This window comes from Halorhodospira halochloris (genome assembly GCF_002356555.2).
In the GTDB taxonomy this organism is placed as follows: Bacteria; Pseudomonadota; Gammaproteobacteria; order Nitrococcales; family Halorhodospiraceae; genus Halorhodospira; species Halorhodospira halochloris.
Genome location: NZ_AP017372.2, coordinates 2433979 through 2457500 on the forward strand (window position 1 = coordinate 2433979; position 23522 = coordinate 2457500).

The window sequence follows — 23522 nt, forward strand, 5'->3', positions numbered from 1 at the left end:
CGCAAGGCGTCCATCCCCGCAACACTCTGAGCAACACCGTTCGTTAATGCCACGACCGGTTTTTGAATAGCCGGCCGTGGCGATCTGTTAGTAGAGCCTGATCTGGACATCTACACCAGCCGCAAGATCCAACTTCATCAAGGCATCTACGGTCTTATCGGTCGGGTCAACTATATCCATCAGGCGCTTGTGTGTGCGGATCTCGTATTGATCTCGAGCATCCTTGTTTACGTGAGGTGAAGTCAGAACAGTGAATTTTTCCTTCTTCACCGGCAGAGGGATGGGACCGCGCACATGCGCACCAGTACGCTTGGCCGTGTCGACAATTTCCCTAGCCGACTGATCTATCAGGCGGTGATCGAAGGCCTTTAACCTGATCCTGATACGCTGATTACTTGTTGATGTAGCTGCTGAGGTCACCATGATCAATCACTCGATGATCTTAGAGACGACGCCTGCACCTACGGTGCGGCCGCCCTCACGGATAGCAAAACGAAGACCATCTTCCATCGCGATCGGCGCAATCAACTGCACGGTGATCTTTACGTTGTCACCGGGCATTACCATCTCCGTACCTTCCGGCAACTCCACCGTGCCGGTTACATCCGTCGTACGGAAATAAAACTGCGGCCGATATCCCTGGAAGAACGGCGTATGGCGACCACCCTCGTCTTTGGACAGAACATAAACCTCCGCCTCAAAGTGAGTATGCGGGGTGATCGACTTCGGCTGACACAACACCTGACCACGCTCGACATCATCGCGCTTGATACCACGCAGCAGAGCACCGATGTTGTCCCCCGCCTCGCCCTGATCTAGCAGCTTGCGGAACATCTCGACGCCGGTGCAGGTCGTCTTGCGGGTCTCAGTCAACCCGACAATCTCTACCTCTTCACCTACCTTGATTACCCCGCGCTCGACGCGCCCAGTCACCACCGTACCACGACCCGAAATCGAGAATACGTCCTCTATCGGCATCAAAAACGGCTGATCAACCGGCCGATCAGGCTGCGGAATCGCCTCATCCATCGCCTCTACCAAGCGCACAATCGACGGCATACCCATCTCCGAGTCATCACCCTCCAGCGCCTTAAGCGCCGAACCGGTGATTACCGGTATACCATCACCATCAAAATCGTAGTCGCTGAGCAGCTCGCGAACCTCCATCTCTACTAGCTCTAGCAGCTCCGCATCATCGACCATGTCAGCCTTATTCAGGTAGACAACAATCGCAGGCACTCCTACCTGACGAGCCAGAAGAATGTGCTCGCGCGTCTGCGGCATCGGCCCATCTGCCGCCGAAACCACCAGCACCGCACCATCCATCTGCGCAGCTCCAGTGATCATGTTCTTGACATAGTCCGCGTGACCCGGACAGTCAACATGCGCGTAGTGCCGACTGTTCGACTCATACTCAACGTGCGCTGTCGCTATCGTTATACCGCGGGCACGCTCCTCCGGCGCATTGTCTATCTGATCAAATGCACGCGCCTCGCCTCCGTAAGAATCCGAGAGCACCTTCGTCATCGCAGCCGTCAACGTGGTCTTACCATGGTCCACGTGACCTATCGTGCCCACGTTTACGTGGGGTTTCTTACGTTCAAATTTTTCTTTGGACACGCCACACCTCGTTAAACTCTATTTCGTTAATCCAGTCGGTTCAAAAGCCGCCGTCACGACGCTTTCTTAATTACTTCATCGGCAATGCTTGCAGGCGCCTCAGCATACTCGGCAAACTCCATCACGTAAGCTGCACGCCCCTGTGTATTGGAGCGCAAATCTGTTGCATACCCGAACATTTCCTTCAGGGGCACCATTGCGCTTATCTGCTTGCCAGTCGGTATGTCGTCCATCTTCTGGACATTCCCGCGCCTGCGGTTTAAGTCACCCACTACGTCCCCCATGTACTCCTCAGGAGTGGTGACCTCAACCTTCATTATCGGTTCCAGCAGAACCGGGTTGGCTTTGTTAAAGCCTTCCCGGAAAGCCATCGACCCGGCTATCTTGAAAGCCATCTCGGATGAGTCGACGTCGTGATAAGAGCCGTCAAACAACTCAACCCGCACATCAACAACTGGATAGCCTGCCAGTATGCCTTCTTCCATGGCCTCTCTGCAACCCTGATCTACCGAAGGTATATACTCCTTAGGCACTACGCCGCCTACAATCTGGCTTTGGAACTCATACCCCTCACCGCGATCCTGTGGGATAATACGAATATACACATGTCCGTACTGTCCTCTTCCGCCGGACTGGCGTATGAATTTACCCTCCTGCTCGACCGTCTTGCGTATAGTCTCACGGTAGGCAACTTGAGGCTCGCCAACATTGGCCTCAACTTTAAACTCGCGCTTGAGGCGATCTACTATAATGTCCAGGTGCAACTCACCCATCCCGGAGATAATTGTCTGCCCTGATTCCTCATCAGTCCGCACCCGGAATGAAGGATCCTCTTGAGCTAACCGGCCCAGTGCCTGGCCCATTTTCTCTTGATCGGCTCTGCTCTTGGGCTCTACCGCAACCGCTATTACCGGCTCAGGGAACTCCATGCGCTCCAGGGTAATTTTGTTGCTTGGATCACAGAGCGTATCCCCAGTAATTACCTCTTTTAAGCCGACCGCTGCCGCGATATCCCCAGCACGGACCTCCTTGATCTCCTCACGCTGATTAGAGTGCATCTGCAGAATCCGACCGATCCGCTCTTTCTTCCCTTTGACAGGGTTATATACCTGATCACCCGAGCTGAGAACGCCCGAATATACCCTGAAGAACGTTAGGTTTCCAACGTAAGGGTCGTTAGCAATCTTAAAGGCCAAGGCGGCAAAGGGCTGCTCATCGCTCGACTCGCGCGTAGCAACCGTCTCTTCATCATCCAAGATGCCTTCAATAGCTGGCACTTCGTTGGGTGCGGGAAGGAACTCAACCACCGCATCCAGCAGAGTTTGTACACCCTTATTCTTGAAGGCCGAACCGCAAAGAGCCAGAGTTATCTCAGTGTTGAGGGTTCGCTTACGCAGCCCACCCTTGATTTCGTCGTTGCTCAAATCGCCATCGGTCAAATACCGATCCATTAGCTCTTCGTCAGCTTCGGCGGCGGCTTCTACCATCGCTTCCCGAGCATTTTCAGCTTCCTGCTTAAGCTCTTCAGGGATCTCTGCTTCGGTATAAGTTATTCCTTCCTTATCACGATCCCAATAGATCGCACTCATCCTGATTAGATCTATAATGCCGCGAAAGTCATCTTCTGCGCCTATCGGCAGCTGAATGGGCACCGGATGAGCTCCTAACCTATCGCGCATTTGCCCTACTACGCGAGAGAAATCAGCGCCCGCGCGATCCATTTTGTTAACAAACGCTATCCTCGGCACGCCGTATTTGTTCGCCTGCCGCCAGACTGTCTCCGACTGTGGCTCCACGCCGCCAACCGCACAGAAAACCGCCACTGCACCATCAAGAACTCGCAAAGAACGCTCCACCTCGATGGTGAAGTCAACGTGACCAGGTGTGTCGATGATATTAATACGGGTTTCAGGATACTGCTGATCCATCCCACTCCAAAAGCAGGTTGTAGCTGCGGAGGTTATAGTAATCCCTCGCTCCTGCTCTTGGGACATCCAGTCCATGGTTGCCGCACCGTCATGGGTCTCACCCATCTTGTGTGAGACTCCGGTATAGAAAAGGATGCGCTCGGTAGTAGTTGTCTTACCAGCATCTATATGTGCAGCTATACCTATGTTCCGATAGCGCTCTATTGGCGTCTTGCGTGCCACGGTGGATACCCCGTCAAATTGTTTATTTCTATGTATTGCTAGCAGCTATTACCAACGGTAGTGGGAAAACGCCTTGTTGGCCTCTGCCATCCGGTGGGTGTCTTCTCGCTTCTTAACCGCTGCGCCGCGGCTATCAGCTGCTTCCTGCATCTCGTTAGCTAGACGAGCAGCCATGGTTTTCTCGCCGCGCTTTCTCGCTGCCTCGAGCAACCAGCGCATGGCCAGGGTTTGACGCCGCTCTGGGCGAACTTCTACAGGAACCTGATAAGTTGCGCCACCCACACGACGCGACTTCACCTCCACCCGAGGCTTGACGTTTTCCAGTGCAGTCTCCATTACCTCGACAGGATCAGAGCTTTTGGAACCTATCTTCTCCAAAGCCCCGTACATTATCCTCTCTGCGACCGCACGCTTGCCGTCGAACATAACCATGTTGACGAACTTAGTCAGCACCTCGCTCCCATACTTGGGATCAGGCAGGACTTTGCGCTTAGGTACTTCTCTTCTCCTGGGCATGATCGATTCCCGTTACTTGCTCTTCGGGCGCTTAGCGCCATACTTAGAACGACCCTGCCGCCGCTTGTCTACGCCCGCTGTATCCGCGGCCCCGCGGACAACGTGATAGCGCACACCAGGCAAGTCCTTAACACGACCACCGCGTATCAGAACCACAGAGTGTTCCTGGAGGTTGTGACCTTCGCCACCAATATAGGCAGCAACTTCGTAACTATTAGTTAGACGAACACGCGCAACCTTGCGCAGCGCTGAGTTCGGCTTTTTCGGTGTAGTAGTGTAAACCCGCGTGCAGACTCCGCGCCTCTGCGGGCACCCCTCGAGAGCGGGCACACTACTTTTAGCGGTGCGCTTTGTGCGCCCTCTTCGCACTAATTGATTAACTGTCGCCATAGGGTTTCGCGCTCCGTACAGACCCAAAAACGACAGGCCGGCAGTCCGGCCTGTCGAAGAGGCGGAATTTTAGGGCGATTAGCCCCGCTTGTCAAATACTACTGAGTTACACACTCAGTTTTCTTCCTGGCTGCCACCTTCTGCTATAGCTGCATCATCCCCGCCGCCTGGAGCAAAAGCCTGTGCAACTTGCTCTGCAGCAGAACCTTCGCCTTCAGCAGACTGCGAGGTAAACTGCCGCCGCGCAGCATGGTAGGCAAAGCCGGTTCCGGCTGGGATCAGGCGGCCAACAATCACATTCTCCTTAAGTCCTCGCAGATCGTCCCTTACTCCACGTGTCGCTGCCTCAGTCAGCACCCGAGTAGTTTCCTGGAACGAGGCCGCTGAGATAAACGACTCGGTTGACAGCGAAGCCTTGGTGATGCCCAACAGGACCGGCTCGTATGTCGCCGGTTCTTTTCCGGCTGCCACAAGACGGTCATTCTCCTCCAGCATTTTAGAACGATCTAGCTGTTCCCCTTTTAGGAACATCGAATCGCCAGGGTCTTTGACCTGAACCTTGCGCATCATCTGTCGAATGATGACTTCGATATGCTTGTCATTTATGCCCACGCCCTGGAGGCGGAAGACGTCCTGTATCTCCTGAACGATATATTCTGAGAGTTTCGTTACCCCCAGCAAGCGCAGTATGTCATGCGGGTTTGGTTCACCATCGGCGACCACCTCACCCTTCTCAACATGCTCGCCCTCAAAGACAGTCACATTACGCCATTTAGGTATCAACTCTTCGTAAGTTTCACCATCTTGCTGCGTAATTATTAGCCTTTGTTTACCTTTAGTCTCGCGGCCAAACCCTACTGTACCGGAAGCCTCCGCAAGAACCGCTGGATCCTTGGGCTTGCGTGCCTCGAAGAGATCGGCAACACGCGGCAAACCGCCTGTAATATCGCGGGTCTTAGATGCCTCTTGCGGTATCCTAGCCAGAGCATCACCGACCCGAACCTCAGAGTTATCATCAAGCGAGACGATAGCACCAACCGGCAGGTAATAGTGCGCCGGGATTTGGGTTCCGGCGATATTCAGATCCTCGCCATTTTCATCAACCAATTTGATCATTGGCCGCAGATCTTTATAGGCGACACGCTCTTCCGTCGCTTTACCGGAGGCGTCTTCAGTAGAGCGTTTATGCTCGCCACTGCCCCTGCTCTTCGGGTCGGTTACAACGTGGCTTGTTAAGCCGGTAACCTCGTCTAGCTCGCGCTGGACTGTCACACCCTCTACAAAATCATGGAAGCGAACATATCCGTTCACCTCGGTCACAATCGGGTGCGTATGTGGGTCCCAGTTGGCTACTGACTGGCCGGCCTCAACCGAGTCACCATCGCCGACACTCAATACAGCCCCGTAAGGAATTTTATAGCGCTCTCTCTCGCGGCCATACTCATCCATTACGGTTATTTCACCAGAACGTGAGACAGCCACATAGTTACCTGAGTGGTGCTCAACAGTCTTTATGTTGTGCAAGCGTACATTGCCGGAGTTGCGCACCTCCACCTGAGAAGTTGCAGCAGCTCTTGATGCCGCACCGCCGATGTGGAAGGTCCGCATGGTTAGCTGGGTACCAGGCTCGCCGATTGACTGAGCTGCGATTACCCCAACCGCCTCACCAATATTTACTCCATGGCCGCGAGCAAGATCACGTCCATAACACTTAGCACAAACCCCATGGCGGCTTTCGCACGTTACCGGCGAGCGGGCCTTGATTTCATCAATACCCATCCTCTCTAGGGTCTCAACCCAGTCCTCATCAAGCAGCGTGCCGGCCTCAACCGCTATCTCAGCACTGCCAGGAACAGGTACGTCCTCGGCGACAACTCGGCCCAAAGCCCTTTCGGCAAGGGTTTCAACTACGTCACCGCCTTCGATGATTGGGGTTAGTACTAACCCATGTGTCGTGCCGCAATCTTCTACAGTAACAACCAGATCCTGCGAAACATCGACTAACCGGCGGGTAAGATAGCCGGAGTTGGCCGTCTTCAACGCCGTATCGGCAAGCCCCTTACGGGCGCCGTGGGTCGAAATGAAGTACTGCAGAACATTCAGGCCTTCACGGAAATTCGCCGTAATCGGGGTCTCAATGATAGAACCATCCGGCTTGGCCATAAGGCCACGCATTCCGGCTAGCTGACGTATCTGGGCGGCTGAGCCACGGGCCCCAGAATCGGCCATGATGTATATCGAGTTAAGCGATTTCTGCTCAACTTGATTACCATCGGCGTCGACAACTACCTCCTTACCCATCTGCTCCATCATGGAGGAGGCAACCTGGTCATTGGTATGGGCCCAGATGTCTACTACCTTGTTATAACGCTCGCCACTCGTTACCAGGCCCGATGAGTACTGTTCTTCAATCTCCCTGACTTCCTCTTCAGCCTCCCGCAGGCTCTGTTCCTTATCGGGCGGCACCTCCATATCATCGACACCGATCGAAACTCCCGCCTTCGTGGAGTAGTAAAACCCGGTATACATCAGTTGGTCGGCGAAGATTACGGTGCCCTTCAGGCCAACCTGCCGATAGCAGGTGTTAACCAGATTAGAGATGGCCTTTTTATCAAGCTCTTTGTCTACTTCATCGAAGGGTATCCCATCGGGAACTATGTTGAACAGTAGCGCCCTGCCGACGGTGGTCTCACGCCTCTGTGGGCGTTCAACTAATTCGCCATCATCACCTACTATCCGCTCTTTAATCCGCACTTCTACGCGGGCGCCTAGCTCAGCAGCGCCAGTTTCATATGCACGATGAACCTCTTCGACATTGGCGAAGCGCATCCCCTCACCGCGGGCATTAACAAGCTCCCTTGTCATGTAGTAGATGCCCAGAACCACATCCTGTGAAGGCACTATAATCGGCTCACCGGAGGCAGGCGAAAGGATATTGTTGGTTGACATCATCATGGCGCGGGCTTCGAGCTGCGCCTCCAGAGATAGCGGGACGTGCACCGCCATCTGGTCACCATCGAAGTCCGCGTTGTACGCAGTACACACCAACGGATGTAGCTGGATTGCCTTACCCTCAATAAGCACGGGTTCAAAAGCCTGAATACCCAAGCGGTGGAGGGTGGGGGCACGATTAAGGAGAACCGGGTGCTCGCGGATGACCTCCTCTAAAATATCCCATACATCCCCCGTCTCTCTTTCGACCATCTTCTTCGCGGCCTTAATGGTCGATGCATGGCCACGCCTTTGCAATTTAGAGAATATGAAGGGCTTGAATAGCTCCAGGGCCATCCTCTTTGGCAGTCCACACTGGTGCAGGCGCAAAGTTGGTCCGACAACAATCACCGAGCGCCCTGAGTAGTCGACGCGCTTGCCAAGCAGGTTTTGCCGAAACCGGCCCTGCTTTCCTTTGATCATATCCGCCAGCGATTTTAGCGGCCGCTTGTTGGTCCCGGTTATCGCCCTGCCCCGTCTGCCGTTATCTAGAAGGGCATCGACTGACTCCTGAAGCATGCGTTTTTCATTGCGCACGATTATATCCGGAGCTGCTAGCTCCAGAAGACGCTTCAGGCGGTTATTCCGGTTTATTACCCTTCTATAAAGGTCATTCAGATCTGACGTAGCAAAACGCCCGCCATCCAAGGGGACCAAGGGGCGCAAATCGGGCGGCAATACCGGGAGAACTGTCATTATCAGCCACTCCGGCTTATTGCCCGACTCAAGGAAGGCCTCTATAAGCTTAAGCCGCTTGGTATGTCGCTTGATTTTTGACTCTGATCCAGTCGACTCAATCTCGTCACGCAGCCGCCGTGCCTCAGCCTCGAGATCCATACCTTTGAGAATTTCCAGGACGGCCTCTGCCCCCATACGGGCATCGAACTCATCACCGTACTCTTCCACTGCTTCAAGGTATTGCTCATCAGTAAGCAACTGTCCCCGCTCTAAGGGCGTCATGCCGGGTTCAATTACTATAAATGCCTCGAAATAAAGAACCCGCTCGACATCCCGCAGCGTCATATCCAAGAGCAAGCCGATACGCGATGGCAAGCTCTTAAGGAACCAAATATGCGCTACCGGGCTAGCTAAATCTATGTGGCCCATCCGCTCTCGGCGGACCTTAGCAACGGTGACCTCTACACCACACTTCTCGCACACAACACCGCGATGCTTCAGGCGCTTATACTTACCACAAAGACATTCATAATCCTTGATAGGACCAAAGATTTTGGCACAAAAGAGTCCATCTCTCTCCGGTTTGAAGGTGCGATAATTGATGGTTTCAGGCTTTTTAACCTCACCAAAGGACCAAGAACGGATCATATCAGGCGACGCTAACCCGATACGTATCCCATCAAAGTCCTCTAACTGAGCACCCGGTTGCTTGAAAAGGTTGAGGAGATCTTTCATATCTGCTGCCCGCTCGCGCTGGTTTTCATGGCTGGGCGCCGAAGATCAAAGCAACTGCAATATAGCCAGACCAAGAAGGCGGCACCCAACGGAAAAACGTTTATGTGATATTGATAAGCTTTAACTAAGGCGCACTCCGGCAATACGCCGGAGGCGCTCATAACTACCAGGATTTAAACAACCAAATCACATTCCTTATCAATCATCTCTTTCAAGCTCAATATTGATGCCGAGCGACCTGATCTCCTTGACCAGGACATTAAATGATTCCGGCATGCCAGCCTCCATTCGGTGATCACCATCAACGATGTTCTTATACATCTTGGTACGGCCAGTCACATCGTCTGACTTAACGGTCAACATCTCTTGCAAGGTGTAGGCGGCACCATAAGCCTCAAGTGCCCAAACCTCCATCTCTCCGAAACGTTGCCCACCAAATTGTGCTTTACCGCCCAGTGGTTGCTGGGTAACCAGTGAGTAAGGCCCTGTGGCACGAGCATGCACCTTATCGTCAACCAAGTGGTTGAGTTTGAGCATGTACATGTACCCCACTGTAATTGGTCGGTCAAAGGCATCACCAGTTCTACCGTCATACAGTCTAGTCTTGCCCGATTCTGGTAGACCGGCAAGGCGCAGCCAGCGCATTATTTCATCTTCATTTGCGCCGTCGAACACGGGGGTAGCAACAGGAACGCCGCTCTTAAGGTTGTTGCAGAGAGTCTTTATATCCTCTTCACTAAGCTGATCAAGCTCCTCCTTCCTACCCGATATGTTGTAGATCTCACTTAGGAATGCGCGCAGTTGCTCTACATTAGAGTGTTCCCGTAACATCCCCGCGATTTTTTCGCCGAGGCCTTTAGATGCCCATCCCAGATGAGTCTCCAAAACCTGTCCCACATTCATTCTTGAAGGCACGCCTAAGGGCGACAGCACGATATCCACCGGAGTGCCGTCATCCATAAACGGCATGTCCTCCTCGGGCACTATCATCGAGATAACGCCTTTATTACCATGGCGGCCTGCAAACTTATCGCCGGGCTGGAGACGACGCTTCACAGCCAAGTGGACCTTAACCGTCTTGAGAACCCCAGGGGAAAGATCATCGCCGGCAGTTATCTTGGCCTTTTTCTCCTCGAAGCGTTTTTCCAGCCTCTGATTCTGCGCCTCGAGTTGATGGCGCACGGCCTCAAGCTGCTGATTTACTTCCTCATCACGCACGCGGATTTCGAACCAGCGCTCCCGCGAGAGATTATCCAAGTAATCCTGTTGTATCTCGGCGCCGCTGCCAAGCCCCTGTGGCCCGCCTTCAGCTATCTTGCCGACCAGCAGTCGCTCCAGGCGAGCATAAGCATCATCCTCGAAGATACGTGCCTCGTCATTGAGGTCTTGGCGAATGCGTGCAATCTCTTCTCGCTCTATCGATCGCGCCCGCTCATCTTTCTCAACGCCATCACGGGTAAAGACCTGCACGTCGATAACTGTGCCATCCATGCCCGTAGGTACGCGCAGTGAGGTATCCTTTACGTCAGAGGCCTTTTCACCAAATATTGCTCGCAGCAATTTCTCCTCAGGCGTAAGCTGAGTCTCACCCTTAGGCGTGACCTTACCTACTAGGATATCTCCACTCTTGACCTCGGCGCCTATATAAACTATCCCGGACTCATCCAACCTTGAAAGGGCCGACTCAGATACGTTTGGTATATCTGAAGTAATCTCTTCAGTGCCTAGCTTTGTATCACGAGCGACACAGGTGAGTTCTTCAATATGCACCGAGGTATAACGGTCTTCCTTAACCAGCTTCTCGGATACGAGGATTGAGTCCTCAAAGTTGTAGCCGTTCCAGGGCATAAAGGCCACTAGCATGTTCTGCCCTAGTGCCAATTCACCCAGGTCTGTTGAGGGCCCATCAGCCAAAGCATCGCCGCGTTCGACGTGATCACCAGCATAAACTAATGGTTTCTGGCTAAAGCACGTATTCTGATTGGAGCGGGTGTACTTGGTAAGGTTGTAAATATCAACCCCCGGTTCACCTGCGGCTGTCTCGTCATCTTTTACTCGGACTACGATGCGATTTGAATCCGCTTGTTCAACTACCCCACCACGCTCGGCAGTAACAATAACTCCTGAGTCCTGTGCAACAGTCCGTTCGATTCCCGTACCCACTAAGGGCTTCTCGGCACGTAACGTCGGCACCGCCTGACGCTGCATGTTAGAACCCATCAAGGCGCGGTTAGCGTCATCGTGCTCGAGGAAGGGGACCAACGAGGCAGCAACAGAGACTATCTGGCGAGGTGAAACGTCCATATACTGGACCCGCTCGGCCGTCGCCATGGTGAACTCGTTCTGATGCCGGCATGAGATCAAGTCATCGGCAAGGAGACCGTTCTCGTCTACCCGAGCGTTTGCCTGCGCAATAACATAACGCGACTCCTCTATTGCCGATAGATAATCGACCTGGTCAGTGACCTTACCATCCTCAACCCGGCGATAAGGGGTTTCCAAGAAACCATAGCGGTTAGGTCTAGCGTAAACGGCCAAGGAGTTAATCAAGCCGATATTCGGTCCTTCAGGAGTCTCGATCGGGCAAACCCTACCATAGTGCGTTGAATGGACATCACGCACTTCGAATCCTGCACGCTCCCGAGTCAAACCACCTGGGCCCAAAGCGGATATGCGCCGCTTGTGAGTCACCTCAGAGAGCGGGTTGTTTTGGTCCATAAACTGAGAGAGCTGCGATGAACCGAAAAACTCTTTGATTGCTGCTGCCACAGGTTTGGCATTAATCAATTCCTGGGGCATCAAGCCCTCGCTCTCGGCAAGCGACAGGCGCTCTCTCACTGCCCTCTCGACCCTGACCAAACCTACTCGAAAATGGTTCTCGGCCATCTCGCCAACCGAACGGACCCTCCTGTTGCCTAGGTGGTCAATGTCATCGACCTGACCATTGCCATTTCTGATGTTTATCAGTTCGCGCAAAACAGCCAGGATATCAGAGTCATCACCTAGTCGATCGACAAGCTCTGCAGCAGATTGATCATCTTCAGCCAGTAACTTGAAATATCTGCTGTCATAGAGAATCCCTGGGCCCGTTTCGTTGTCGTACCCGACCCTTAGGTTGAACTTCATTCGCCCTACTGGAGAAAGGTCGTAACGATCACTGGTAAAGAAAAGACTATAAAAGAGATTTTCTGCCGCATCCTTAGTCGGCGGCTCACCCGGGCGCATCATTCGATAGATCTCTACCAAGGCCTCCATCTGTGTGCGGGTAGGATCGATCGCCAGGGTATTGGACATATAGGGCCCGCGGTCGAGATCATTTATGTATAAGGTATTAACCTCACGTATACCGGCGTCGATCAGCTCCTGAATAAGTTCAGGAGTTAGCCCCGTGTTAGCCTCAGCTAATACTTCGCCGCTTTCCGGGTCTACGACATCGTGAGCGAGGATCTTGCCGACCAGATAATCTTCAGGTACCTCCAGCTGATCTACACCAGACTTCTGCAGCTGTTTGATATGCCGAGCGGTAATCCGGCGCCCAGATTGGACAATGGTCTCCTCGCCAACATTAATATCAAAGTTTGCCGTTTCACCACGCAGCCGTTCAGGGATGAGGTCCAAGACGACCAAGCCATCCCCACGCAGCTCATAGCGATCTGTCTCAAAGAATTCTGCTAGTATGTCTTCATTAGTATACCCCAGCGCCCGCAACAATATCGTTGCCGGCAATTTGCGCCTACGATCAATGCGGACATAGATGGAATCTTTGGGGTCAAATTCAAAATCTAGCCAAGAGCCACGGTAAGGAATAACTCGGGCTGAGAACAGATGTTTTCCTGATGAGTGACTCTTGCCTTTATCATGGTCGAAAAACACACCAGGCGAGCGGTGCAACTGGTTAACTATTACTCTTTCGGTACCATTAACGACAAAGGTGCCCGTTGAGGTCATCAGGGGCAACTCCCCCATATAAACCTCTTGCTCTTTGACGTCTTTGACAGCGCCACTATCTTTATCGTAGATGGCAAGACGTACAAGCATGCGCAATGGAGCAGCATACGTTAGTCCACGGTTTTGACACTCCTTAACGTCGAAAGGTGCCTCGCCGATGCTGTATGAAACATACTGAAGCTCGGCATTCCCGGAGTGGCTGCGAATCGGGAATACCGATCTGAATGCCCCCTCTAAACCTGCCTCATGATCCCTCTTCTCTTCAGCTATATCTTCCTGAAGGAATTGTCTATAGGAATCTATTTGGGTAGCAAGCAAATACGGCACATCGAGGATGTTTGGGAGCTTACCGAAATCTTTACGGATGCGCTTCTTCTCGGTGAACGAATACGGCATCGGGCTTCCTCAGCGCTTGAGCAGCTTTGTCTTTAACGGATCATGGACCATATATTATGGCCACCTACACACAACCGATTACGGTTGTTAAGAGACGTTCATTGAAAATGGTACGGCTAATCTACATTTTGTGCGACTTTCCCCACCTGCACGCTTGTTTACGATTATCGTCGCTCCAACAGGCACGGGCCGACGACCACCTGGTCGCCAGCCCAGTGTCTATCATCTAATAGTATAGATGAGGCTCGGCTCATTTAAGCTCGACGCTTGCTCCAGCCTCTTCTAGCTTGCCTTTGATCTCCTCTGCTTCCTCTTTTGAGGCACCTTCTTTCAGAGGTGACGGGCAGCCTTCTACCACCTCTTTTGCTTCTTTGAGGCCAAGTCCGGTCACGCCACGAACCGCCTTGATAACACCAACTTTGTTATCACCATGCGAGGTCAGCATAACGTCAAACTCAGTCTTCTCTTCGGCGGCTTCTGCTTCTCCACCGCCACCGGCGGCCGGCGCAGCGGCAACCGCTGCAGCAGCAGTAACTCCAAACTTCTCTTCCATTGCCTCGATCAGCTCAACCACTTCCATGACGCTCATGTTGGAAATGGTTTCGAGGATTTCATCTTTTGATACGGCCATCAGTAAATATCTCCTTAAATCAAGACTCAAGCGAGCAAGATCTCACGATCTTGGTTCTAATGTTGGCGATGTCTCAGGCTTATGCACCTTGCTTAGCATCACGAACAGCAGCCAGTGTGCGCACCAACTTACCGGGCACCTCGTTCATAGTCGTTGCAAGTTTTTGCACCGGCGCCCGCATCGTCGCCATTAACTTCGACAACGCCTCTTCACGGGTCGGCAGGGAAGCTAGCCTTTCCACTTGATCAGCCGCATAGAGAGTTCCGCCAAAGACCACATTACGAGCTGCTAAAGCATTGTGGTCTTTAGAGAAATCCCTGATTAATCTGGCGGCTGCACCCGGATCCTCCTGCGAAAACGCAAGTAGGAGCGGGCCATCCAAAGCTTCCGTCAAGCATTCAAACTCGGTGCCGGCTACTGCCCGCTTAGCCAAAGTGTTTTTAACCACTCGCAGATAGACACCTCGCTCGCGAGCCTCAGCTCGCAAACGGTCCATCTGCTGCGCGGTCAAACCACGGTACTCTGCGGAGACTGCGGTCAACGCGTTCTGCGCTACCGTCGACACCTCCTGCACCATCGCCTTTTTCTGTTCCAGACTTTGTCCCATCGTCCATCTCCTGGGAAGGTTAATCTCCTCGGAAGCGCCTTCCGGGAGCCGATGGCACACGCTTTTGGCGTGCTTCTCGACTCTCTCGAGTCGGCTTCACGGTGGCGAAGTGCAGGCCCCTCGCTCGCGCCACCGTCTACGCTGGCGGGTTTCAACCCTTTAAGTCGAAGTTGACACCGGCGGTCTCTGACGGCTGCCTTGTCAAAATTGACAGCCTTGACCAGCCTCCTTTCTGGCCGTTAATGCAGCGCTACCAATTGCTGCTAATTACCTTAAACGTCAAGATGTTACGCTTGACTGGTCAACCCTAACACCCGCTCCCATCGTGGAGGATACGGAAATGTTTTTCAGGTAAACACCTTTTGATGTGCTCGGTTTGAGCTTTTGCAGATCAGCTAGTAGTGCCTGAAGGTTCTCTCTCAAAGACTCAACCTCAAAGCTAGCTCGGCCTATTGGGCTGTGTATAACACCAGAGCGATCGGTGCGGTAACGGACTTGTCCGGCCTTTGCGTTGCTCACTGCTCCTGCCACATCAGCGGAAACGGTTCCGGTTTTGGGATTAGGCATTAGCCCCCGCGGGCCAAGGACGGGACCCAGCTTACCGACTACCCCCATGGCGTCAGGCGATGCAATAACGACATCATAGTCAAGCTCACCGTTTTGCATCCGCTCCGCCAGGTCGTCCATACCCACAGCATCAGCCCCTTTGGCCTTTGCAGCTTCGGCATTATCGCCCTGAGCAAAGACCGCTACCCGCATACTCTTGCCTGTGCCGTGGGGCAGCACGGTCGAGCCACGAACAATTTGATCTGATTTGCGTGGATCTACTCCGAGCCCAACCGCAACATCAATGCTCTCATCAAAGCGGGCGGTGGCTAGCTCTTTGACTAACCCAAGCGCCTCATCCACCGAGTATTGGCGAGTATGATCGACGCGCTCACGGATCATTTTTTGCCGTTTGGTCAACTTAGCCATCGCTCATACCCCTTCCACGTCTATGCCCATGCTGCGTGCGGTACCTGCAATCGACCGCACGGCGCCATCCATATCGGCTGCGTTTAGATCAGGCCACTTAGTCCGCGCGATGTCTTCTAACTGCTCGCGGCTAACCGTCCCTACCTTCTTAGTGTTAGGCGTACCTGATCCTCCACTGATGCCCAGGGATTTAAGCAGCAGCACAGGTGCGGGAGGGGTTTTGGTAACAAAGGTAAAGCTGCGGTCCGAGTAAACGGTTATCACCACAGGCACCGGCAACCCTTGTTCCATATCCTGCGTTTGAGCGTTAAACGCCTTACAGAACTCCATAATATTAACGCCGCGCTGACCTAGCGCTGGCCCGACCGGCGGGCTTGGATTAGCTTGACCAGCAGCAACTTGCAGCTTTATGTAAGCTTCAACTTTTTTTGCCATTATCTCCTAGCTCCTCTCGCGGGTACTCACGCCTAATCCGGCTCCCCGCTTAAATCATGGCGCCATTCTCAGGGCAGAAAACGTCACTAGGTCTTTTCAACCTGACTGAACTCAAGCTCAACTGGCGTGGAGCGGCCGAATATCATCACCGCCACACGCAAACGACTTTTCTCGTAGTTAACCTCTTCTACCGCACCATTAAAATCGGTGAACGGCCCATCGGTAACACGCACTACCTCACCGACCTCAAACAGCACCTTAGGCTTGGGCTTTTCAGCCCCTTCGCGAACCCTATTGAGGATCGATTCGGCTTCCCTATCTGTTATCGGTGAGGGTCGGTCGGGTCGGCCGCCTATAAAACCCATTACACGCGGCACCTCCTTGACTAGGTGCCACGTATCATCATCGAGCTCCATCTGAACAAGCACATAGCCGGGAAAAAACTTTCTTTCGCTTTTACGCTTTTGTCCCTCGCGCATCTCAACGACTTCCTCTGTCGGCACGAGGATCTCACCAAACTTTTCCTCCATGCCCGCGCGCTTAACACGCTCTTTAAGCGAACGTTGCACCTGCTTCTCAAACCCAGAGTAGGCGTGTATCACGTACCAGCGCAGCGCCATCGGCTTATCCTCCGTGGCCAGTAATCATGCCGACCAACCAGAGTAGCAATATGTCCATCAGCCACAAGAAAATAGCCACAATTATTACTACGGCCACAACCAGCAGTGTAGTCTGCAGTGTCTCTTGACGCGTTGGCCATATTACCTTCCGGACCTCTTGCTTAGAACCTTGGGCAAACGACCATAGCGACCTACCCTGCGCTGTTGTAGAAAGCATTGCAAACGCCACAGCAACAGCTGCCAGTAAACCGCCAACTCTGTGCAGTAGCGGCTCGTCACCAAAGAAGTAGAATCCGGCCACTCCGGCAACTGCTAGGGAGATAGCAATGATCCATTTGATGACGTCAAATGGTGAGGTACTCTTTTCAGCGCTCGATTTCATGGAACCCGCTACCGAAGCGGTCCGGCGGGAACCCCCCTACCGGACCGCACCGAGAATTTGGCAGGCCAGGAGGGACTCGAACCCCCAACCTGCGGTTTTGGAGACCGCTGCTCTGCCAATTGAGCTACTGGCCTATATTAGTTTGTCCTCCAGCCCGACTTGAGCGTTGGCTCAGCCACACTGATGGCACCTACGTATATCACTCGATGATCTTAGAGACGACGCCTGCACCTACGGTGCGGCCGCCCTCACGGATAGCAAAACGAAGACCATCTTCCATCGCGATCGGCGCAATCAACTGCACGGTGATCTTTACGTTGTCACCGGGCATTACCATCTCCGTACCTTCCGGCAACTCCACCGTGCCGGTTACATCCGTCGTACGGAAATAAAACTGCGGCCGATATCCCTGGAAGAACGGCGTATGGCGACCACCCTCGTCTTTGGACAGAACATAAACCTCCGCCTCAAAGTGAGTATGCGGGGTGATCGACTTCGGCTGACACAACACCTGACCACGCTCGACATCATCGCGCTTGATACCACGCAGCAGAGCACCGATGTTGTCCCCCGCCTCGCCCTGATCTAGCAGCTTGCGGAACATCTCGACGCCGGTGCAGGTCGTCTTGCGGGTCTCAGTCAACCCGACAATCTCTACCTCTTCACCTACCTTGATTACCCCGCGCTCGACGCGCCCAGTCACCACCGTACCACGACCCGAAATCGAGAATACGTCCTCTATCGGCATCAAAAACGGCTGATCAACCGGCCGATCAGGCTGCGGAATCGCCTCATCCATCGCCTCTACCAAGCGCACAATCGACGGCATACCCATCTCCGAGTCATCACCCTCCAACGCCTTAAGCGCCGAACCGGTGATTACCGGTATACCATCTCCATCAAAATCGTAGTCGCTGAGCAGCTCGCGAACCTCCATCTCTACTAGCTCTAGCAGCTCTGCATCATCGACCATGTCAGCCTTATTCAGGTAGACCACAATCGCTGGTACACCTACCTGACGAGCCAGGAGAATGTGCTCGCGCGTCTGCGGCATCGGCCCATCTGCCGCCGAAACCACCAGCACCGCACCATCCATCTGCGCAGCACCAGTGATCATGTTCTTGACATAGTCCGCGTGACCCGGACAGTCAACATGCGCGTAGTGCCGATTGTTCGACTCATACTCAACGTGCGCTGTCGCTATCGTTATACCGCGGGCACGCTCCTCCGGCGCATTGTCTATCTGATCAAATGCACGCGCCTCGCCTCCGTAAGAATCCGAGAGCACCTTCGTCATCGCAGCCGTCAACGTGGTCTTACCATGGTCCACGTGACCTATCGTGCCCACGTTTACGTGGGGTTTCTTGCGCTCGAACTTTTCCTTTGACATCTAAAGGATCTCCCCGTCGGTCAGGAGACTGCCTCGCTCGACAGCTCTGCTTTTATCAACCTGTATCTAGCCAACCTTTTGGAGCCCATAACCGGACTCGAACCGGTGACCTCTTCCTTACCAAGGAAGTGCTCTACCTGCTGAGCTATATGGGCTTATCAAGTACCGCAAAGTGCTCAGTGCGCCAGCTTGGAGCGGGTGATGGGAATCGAACCCACGTCATCAGCTTGGAAGGCTGAGGTTCTACCACTGAACTACACCCGCTTAGCTTTGGCTTATAACATAGCGAGCATCTCTACACTCACTAGTCCTGCTTGGTGGAGGGGGTAGGATTCGAACCTACGAAGGCTAAGCCAGCAGATTTACAGTCTGCCCCCGTTGGCCGCTTGGGTACCCCTCCTATAAATGAACCAGAAAGTATGAAGGCGACGCTTCTGGTTGTCAATACATATATGGAGCTGGCGACAGGATTCGAACCTGCGACCCGCTGCTTACAAGGCAGCCGCTCTACCTTCTGAGCTACGCCAGCAATGGATCCCATGATAATTCAACAAACCAAATACCGCAATGCGATGAAGCTCTTACCCCAAAAACGGGGAGAGGGTGAGGTCGCATATCTTATTCAGCCACTCCGACTATGTGATTCCATCATGCGACCAACCCCTTCCAGGACCAAAGATTCACGGTACTCCCATCTATAACCACTCGGTAGATTATTAATCAATTTCTTCCCCCCTCCGCCTGTAACCAACCCCCGAAAATCTCTCGGACACTCCGCGGCTATCCGCTGAGATAACCCCCTGACAGCATCTTTAACACCACAGCTAATGCCAGCCAATAGCGCATCTTCCGTACACAAAGCAGGTAGTGTTGGCTGTACTTGGCGATGCCGCACATCAATCCCGGCGGCGGCCCCACTCATAGCAAGCGCGAGCGCCCTTTCCCCCGGGAAAATCGCCCCGCCCAGATGTCTGCCTTTATTGTCCAGCCCATCTATGGTTATCGCAGTACCAACATCAATTACACAGGCACCTTCTGGCGCTATTCCGCGTGCAGCTATCAAGGCTGCCCAACGATCTGCACCTAACTGAGACGGGTTTTTATAACCATTGCTCACCCCGCATGACTGTTCACTAGCTGTTAGCCATTCAACATTTAGGTCAAATAGCTCATGAACGACATCCTCTACATATCTCTCTCTTGCTGAGTCGGCTACACTTACTCCAGCGACACGCGTGATATTGGTTGGCACCTGTCCGCCAATCTCAGCTAACCGTGGTTGCAGTGGCTCGGCATAGCTTTGAGCGCCTAAAAGCGATACCTTTCCCTCTTCCCAGCATCCCCACTTGACCCTGCTGTTGCCCAAGTCGAAGAGAATTAGCACCTCTGCATCCTCAATCGAGATTCACCGCTGGCGAACTTTATTTGGTTATTGTCCGTGCGCAGGATCAGCCGCCCTTCTCCATCAACCCCGCGGCATTCCCCTTCGAACCTACCTTCACTTGTACAGACTTCGACACTCTTGCCAAAAAAATAATCATACCTGATCCACTCAGCCGCCTGGTTTGCTAAGTTGCCCAGAGCAAAGTCATACATGGTTTTATGAACTTCGCCCGCTATTTTTCCAACCAGCCTATTCCGATCCAAGCCTCGAATTGACCCAACCGGCAGAGGGCTTACACCTGTGTTGCTTAGTTCGTCTTTAGGTACGATTAAATTTTGGTTAGCAGTATTTAACCCAATGCCCACCACTATTCGGCAGGGCCCGCGGGGATTGCCCTTTAGCTCGGCGAGCAGGCCACCAGCTTTCCTGGCATTTATCAATATGTCATTAGGCCATTTCAATTGCGCTTTAACGCCAAACTTGTTTAAGCTAGATACTATGCTGAGCGCACACCAGATCGTAAGTGCTGTAGGCATAGCAGCTATTGTCGAAAAATCCCTAACCAATGAGATATATACTCCCCCCAGCGGGGAAGTCCAACTTCTCCCCATACGACCTTTACCGGCACTTTGGCACTCTGCCGCTACCACCCCATATTCCCCCTCATCCAGATCCATTGACAGCGCGGATATGTTGGTGGATTCGACCTGAAACTGAACTGAGATCTTTAAGTTGTTAAGTTCGGCCCGTTTACTTATTTCACTCGGATCTAGCGGTCGCAAATCATCCCGAGATTGGTAGCACTCCCCACCGATCTCCTCGATATCCATTCCCAGCTCTCGTAACCCTTCGATCAGCAGTGGGATGTTGTCGTACGCTATACCAGTTGTTTTGCTTATGTCATAAGTTGAGAATGCACCACCTCTGCCCAGCAGGGCGAAGATAGCCTCAAGTCCTTTATCTTTACTATGCAACCAGTCACCCATAAACGCATTATCCAACCAAAGCCAAAGGGTAAGCAAAAAAAACCCCCTATGGGGTTTATCCACAGGGGGTTTATTAGGGAGCCTGGCGATGACCTACTTTCGCACAGCGGTTTAGCTGCACTATCATCGGCGCTGAGTGGTTTCACTTCCGAGTTCGGCATGGTGTCGGGTGGTTCCCACTCGCTGTACTCGCCAGGCAAAACTTTGGCCGGAGGGATTATTTTTCCCTCCTTGGCGTCTATTCGGGAAGTTGCCGCCATGCAAATAGGTGCACTGCGCTGTATTGCGTTATTTAGAACGTGCTTGGGTGTTATATGGCCAAGCCTCACGGGCAATTAGTACTGGTTAGCTTCATGCATTACTGCACTTCCACATCCAGCCTATCAACGTCCTAGTCTTGGACGGCCCTTCAGGGACCTCGAGGGTCCAGGGAGACCTTATCTTGAGGGAGGCTTCCCGCTTAGATGCTTTCAGCGGTTATCCTGTCCGTACGTAGCTACCCGGCTGTGCCACTGGCGTGACAACCGGAACACCAGAGGTACGTCCACTCCGGTCCTCTCGTACTAGGAGTAGATCCTCTCAAGTCTCCGACGCCCACGGCAGATAGGGACCGAACTGTCTCACGACGTTCTAAACCCAGCTCGCGTACCACTTTAAATGGCGAACAGCCATACCCTTGGGACCTGCTACAGCCCCAGGATGTGATGAGCCGACATCGAGGTGCCAAACTCCTCCGTCGATGTGGACTCTTGGGAGGAATCAGCCTGTTATCCCCGGAGTACCTTTTATCCGTTGAGCGATGGCCCTTCCATACAGGACCACCGGATCACTAAGGCCGGCTTTCGCCCCTGCTCGACTTGTAGGTCTCGCAGTCAAGCACCCTTATGCCTTTACACGCAATGCGCGATTTCCGACCGCGCTGAGGGTACCTTCGCGCTCCTCCGTTACTCTTTGGGAGGAGACCGCCCCAGTCAAACTACCCACCACGCACGGTCCCCGACCCGGATAACGGGCCAAGGTTAGAACCCCAAGCATGCAAGGGTGGTATCTCAAGGATGGCTCCGGCAAAGCTAGCGCTTCGCCTTCAAAGCCTCCCACCTATCCTGCACAAGCATGCTCGAAGTCCAGTGCGAAGCTGTAGTAAAGGTTCACGGGGTCTTTCCGTCTTGCCGCGGGTACACAGCATCTTCACTGCGATTTCAATTTCACTGAGTCCCGGATGGAGACAGTGGGGCCATCGTTACGCCATTCGTGCAGGTCGGAACTTACCCGACAAGGAATTTCGCTACCTTAGGACCGTTATAGTTACGGCCGCCGTTTACCGGGGCTTCGATCAAGAGCTTCGCCCAAAGGGCTAACCCCATCACTTAACCTTCCGGCACCGGGCAGGCGTCACACCCTATACATCCTCTTACGAGTTAGCAGAGTGCTGTGTTTTTAGTAAACAGTCGCAGCCCCCTGGTCACTGCGGCCCCCTTCTGCTTCGCCCGCAAGGGGCTACACATAATGGAGGCGCACCTTCTCCCGAAGTTACGGTGCCATTTTGCCGAGTTCCTTCACCCGGGTTCTCTCAGGCGCCTTAGGATTCTCACCCTGCCCACCTGTGTCGGTTTGCGGTACGGTCTCTTACTGCCTGATGCTTAGAGGCTTTTCCAGGAAGCCGGGCATCGGTCACTTCCGCTCCGTAGAGCGTCGTGTTCGCGTCTCAGCGTCAGGACCCCCGGATTTGCCTAAGGGTCCCGCCTACTCGCTTAAACCGGGACGTCCGTCACCCGGATGACCTAGCCTTCTTCGTCACCCCGTCGCAGCAGCAAGAGGTACAGGAATATTAACCTGTTTCCCATCGGCTACGCCTTTCGGCCTCACCTTAGGGGCCGACTAACCCTGCGTCGACTAGCGTTGCGCAGGAAACCTTGGGCTTTCGGCGAGCGGGTTTTTCACCCGCTTTATCGTTACTCATGTCAGCATTCGCACTTCCGATACCTCCAGGGGTCCTCACAGATCCCCCTTCAGCGGCATACGGAACGCTCCCCTACCATGCACTTGCGTGCATCCGCAGCTTCGGCGTGTGGCTTGAGCCCCGGTAAATCTTCCGCGCAGGCCGACTAGACCAGTGAGCTATTACGCTTTCTTTAAAGGATGGCTGCTTCTAAGCCAACCTCCTGGCTGTCTCTGCCTTCCCACATCGTTTCCCACTTAGCCACAACTTCGGGGCCTTAGCTGGCGGTCTGGGCTGTTTCCCTCTCGACAACGGACCTTATCACCCGCTGTCTGTCTCCCGTGATTGCACTTCCCGGTATTCGGAGTTTGCCTCGGTTTGGTAAGGCACGGATGCCCCCCTAGCCGAAACAGTGCTCTACCCCCGGGAGTGAGACACGAGGCACTACCTAAATAGCTTTCGGGGAGAACCAGCTATCTCCGAGCTTGTTTAGCCTTTCACTCCTACCCACAGCTCATCCCCTAACTTTTCAACGTTAGTGGGTTCGGGCCTCCAGCAGGTGTTACCCCGCCTTCACCCTGGCCATGGGTAGCTCGCTCGGTTTCGGGTCTACTCCCAGCGACTGCACGCCCTATTAAGACTCGGTTTCCCTACGGCTCCCCTAAACGGTTAACCTCGCCACTGAAAGTAAGTCGCTGACCCATTATACAAAAGGTACGCGGTCACCCTTACGGGCTCCCACTGCTTGT

General features: G+C 53.5%; 15 protein-coding genes, 5 tRNA genes, 2 rRNA genes and 1 pseudogene (1 of these 23 running past the window's edge). All 23 read right to left on the bottom strand.

Annotated features, from left to right (window positions below; genetic code table 11):
• Positions 1–87 precede the first annotated feature (87 nt).
• A complete protein-coding gene (gene rpsJ / locus HH1059_RS11125) occupies positions 88–423 on the bottom strand; it encodes a 30S ribosomal protein S10 (RefSeq protein ID WP_096410427.1) in 336 nt (111 codons plus the stop codon).
• Positions 424–429: 6 nt separating this feature from the next.
• Entirely contained in the window at positions 430–1620 is a 1191-nt protein-coding gene (gene tuf / locus HH1059_RS11130) for an elongation factor Tu (RefSeq protein ID WP_096410219.1), read from the bottom strand.
• A 53-nt stretch (positions 1621–1673) separates the two neighbouring features.
• Positions 1674–3770, bottom strand: coding sequence for an elongation factor G (gene fusA / locus HH1059_RS11135; RefSeq protein ID WP_096410220.1), 2097 nt, complete (start codon positions 3768–3770; stop codon positions 1674–1676).
• Positions 3771–3818: 48 nt separating this feature from the next.
• Positions 3819–4286: a 30S ribosomal protein S7 gene (rpsG, locus tag HH1059_RS11140; protein WP_096410221.1), complete on the bottom strand. Its 468-nt coding sequence runs from the start codon at positions 4284–4286 to the stop codon at positions 3819–3821.
• Between the two features lie 12 nt (positions 4287–4298).
• Positions 4299–4676, bottom strand: coding sequence for a 30S ribosomal protein S12 (gene rpsL / locus HH1059_RS11145; RefSeq protein ID WP_096410222.1), 378 nt, complete (start codon positions 4674–4676; stop codon positions 4299–4301).
• A 239-nt stretch (positions 4677–4915) separates the two neighbouring features.
• A pseudogene (gene rpoC, locus HH1059_RS11150) lies at positions 4916–9080 on the bottom strand (DNA-directed RNA polymerase subunit beta'); the annotation flags it as partial.
• A 198-nt stretch (positions 9081–9278) separates the two neighbouring features.
• Complete coding sequence (gene rpoB, locus HH1059_RS11155; RefSeq protein ID WP_096410224.1) at positions 9279–13424, bottom strand: DNA-directed RNA polymerase subunit beta; 4146 nt, start codon at positions 13422–13424, stop codon at positions 9279–9281.
• A 250-nt stretch (positions 13425–13674) separates the two neighbouring features.
• On the bottom strand, positions 13675–14055 hold the full coding sequence (rplL, locus tag HH1059_RS11160) for a 50S ribosomal protein L7/L12 (RefSeq protein ID WP_096410225.1): 381 nt from the start codon (positions 14053–14055) through the stop codon (positions 13675–13677).
• A 79-nt stretch (positions 14056–14134) separates the two neighbouring features.
• Positions 14135–14662, bottom strand: coding sequence for a 50S ribosomal protein L10 (gene rplJ / locus HH1059_RS11165; RefSeq protein WP_096410226.1), 528 nt, complete (start codon positions 14660–14662; stop codon positions 14135–14137).
• Between the two features lie 279 nt (positions 14663–14941).
• Positions 14942–15637: a 50S ribosomal protein L1 gene (gene rplA / locus HH1059_RS11170; protein WP_096410227.1), complete on the bottom strand. Its 696-nt coding sequence runs from the start codon at positions 15635–15637 to the stop codon at positions 14942–14944.
• Between the two features lie 3 nt (positions 15638–15640).
• On the bottom strand, positions 15641–16072 hold the full coding sequence (gene rplK, locus HH1059_RS11175) for a 50S ribosomal protein L11 (protein ID WP_096410228.1): 432 nt from the start codon (positions 16070–16072) through the stop codon (positions 15641–15643).
• An 86-nt stretch (positions 16073–16158) separates the two neighbouring features.
• Positions 16159–16692 carry a transcription termination/antitermination protein NusG gene (gene nusG, locus HH1059_RS11180; RefSeq protein WP_096410229.1) on the bottom strand — a complete coding sequence of 178 codons (534 nt, stop codon included), beginning with the start codon at positions 16690–16692 and terminating at the stop codon, positions 16159–16161.
• A 4-nt stretch (positions 16693–16696) separates the two neighbouring features.
• On the bottom strand, positions 16697–17074 hold the full coding sequence (gene secE / locus HH1059_RS11185) for a preprotein translocase subunit SecE (protein ID WP_096410230.1): 378 nt from the start codon (positions 17072–17074) through the stop codon (positions 16697–16699).
• A gap of 58 nt (positions 17075–17132) precedes the next feature.
• Positions 17133–17208, bottom strand: a tRNA-Trp gene (locus HH1059_RS11190).
• A 65-nt stretch (positions 17209–17273) separates the two neighbouring features.
• Positions 17274–18464: an elongation factor Tu gene (gene tuf, locus HH1059_RS11195; protein ID WP_096410231.1), complete on the bottom strand. Its 1191-nt coding sequence runs from the start codon at positions 18462–18464 to the stop codon at positions 17274–17276.
• A 79-nt stretch (positions 18465–18543) separates the two neighbouring features.
• Positions 18544–18619 (bottom strand) — tRNA-Thr (locus HH1059_RS11200).
• Between the two features lie 35 nt (positions 18620–18654).
• Positions 18655–18728 (bottom strand) — tRNA-Gly (locus HH1059_RS11205).
• Between the two features lie 51 nt (positions 18729–18779).
• Positions 18780–18864 (bottom strand) — tRNA-Tyr (locus HH1059_RS11210).
• A gap of 53 nt (positions 18865–18917) precedes the next feature.
• Positions 18918–18993: transfer RNA gene (locus HH1059_RS11215), tRNA-Thr, on the bottom strand.
• Between the two features lie 93 nt (positions 18994–19086).
• Positions 19087–19848, bottom strand: a complete 762-nt coding sequence (locus HH1059_RS11220; protein ID WP_162549524.1) for a type III pantothenate kinase — start codon at positions 19846–19848, stop codon at positions 19087–19089.
• The gene (locus tag HH1059_RS11225) at positions 19842–20834 is read right to left on the bottom strand and encodes a biotin--[acetyl-CoA-carboxylase] ligase (RefSeq protein WP_096410428.1); all 993 of its coding nucleotides are present in this window, start codon (positions 20832–20834) and stop codon (positions 19842–19844) included. Before HH1059_RS11225 ends, HH1059_RS11220 begins: the two co-directional genes overlap by 7 nt.
• Before the next feature lie 80 nt (positions 20835–20914).
• Positions 20915–21031 (bottom strand): 5S ribosomal RNA (rrf, locus tag HH1059_RS11230).
• Between the two features lie 117 nt (positions 21032–21148).
• Positions 21149–23522, bottom strand: a 23S ribosomal RNA gene (locus tag HH1059_RS11235) (it continues 516 nt past the right edge of the window).

Excerpts from the sequence above, each read along its gene's own strand:
- tuf (WP_096410231.1), bottom strand. The coding sequence starts at position 18,464 with ATGTCAAAGGAAAAGTTCGAGCGCAAGAAACCCCACGTAAACGTGGGC.
- rplJ (WP_096410226.1), bottom strand. The coding sequence starts at position 14,662 with ATGGGACAAAGTCTGGAACAGAAAAAGGCGATGGTGCAGGAGGTGTCG.
- rplL (WP_096410225.1), bottom strand. The coding sequence starts at position 14,055 with ATGGCCGTATCAAAAGATGAAATCCTCGAAACCATTTCCAACATGAGC.
- nusG (WP_096410229.1), bottom strand. The coding sequence starts at position 16,692 with ATGGCGCTGCGCTGGTACGTGATACACGCCTACTCTGGGTTTGAGAAG.
- rplA (WP_096410227.1), bottom strand. The coding sequence starts at position 15,637 with ATGGCTAAGTTGACCAAACGGCAAAAAATGATCCGTGAGCGCGTCGAT.
- rpsJ (WP_096410427.1), bottom strand. The coding sequence starts at position 423 with ATGGTGACCTCAGCAGCTACATCAACAAGTAATCAGCGTATCAGGATC.
- HH1059_RS11225 (WP_096410428.1), bottom strand. The coding sequence starts at position 20,834 with ATGGGTGACTGGTTGCATAGTAAAGATAAAGGACTTGAGGCTATCTTC.
- rpsL (WP_096410222.1), bottom strand. The coding sequence starts at position 4,676 with ATGGCGACAGTTAATCAATTAGTGCGAAGAGGGCGCACAAAGCGCACC.
- rpoB (WP_096410224.1), bottom strand. The coding sequence starts at position 13,424 with ATGCCGTATTCGTTCACCGAGAAGAAGCGCATCCGTAAAGATTTCGGT.
- rpsG (WP_096410221.1), bottom strand. The coding sequence starts at position 4,286 with ATGCCCAGGAGAAGAGAAGTACCTAAGCGCAAAGTCCTGCCTGATCCC.
- secE (WP_096410230.1), bottom strand. The coding sequence starts at position 17,074 with ATGAAATCGAGCGCTGAAAAGAGTACCTCACCATTTGACGTCATCAAA.
- rplK (WP_096410228.1), bottom strand. The coding sequence starts at position 16,072 with ATGGCAAAAAAAGTTGAAGCTTACATAAAGCTGCAAGTTGCTGCTGGT.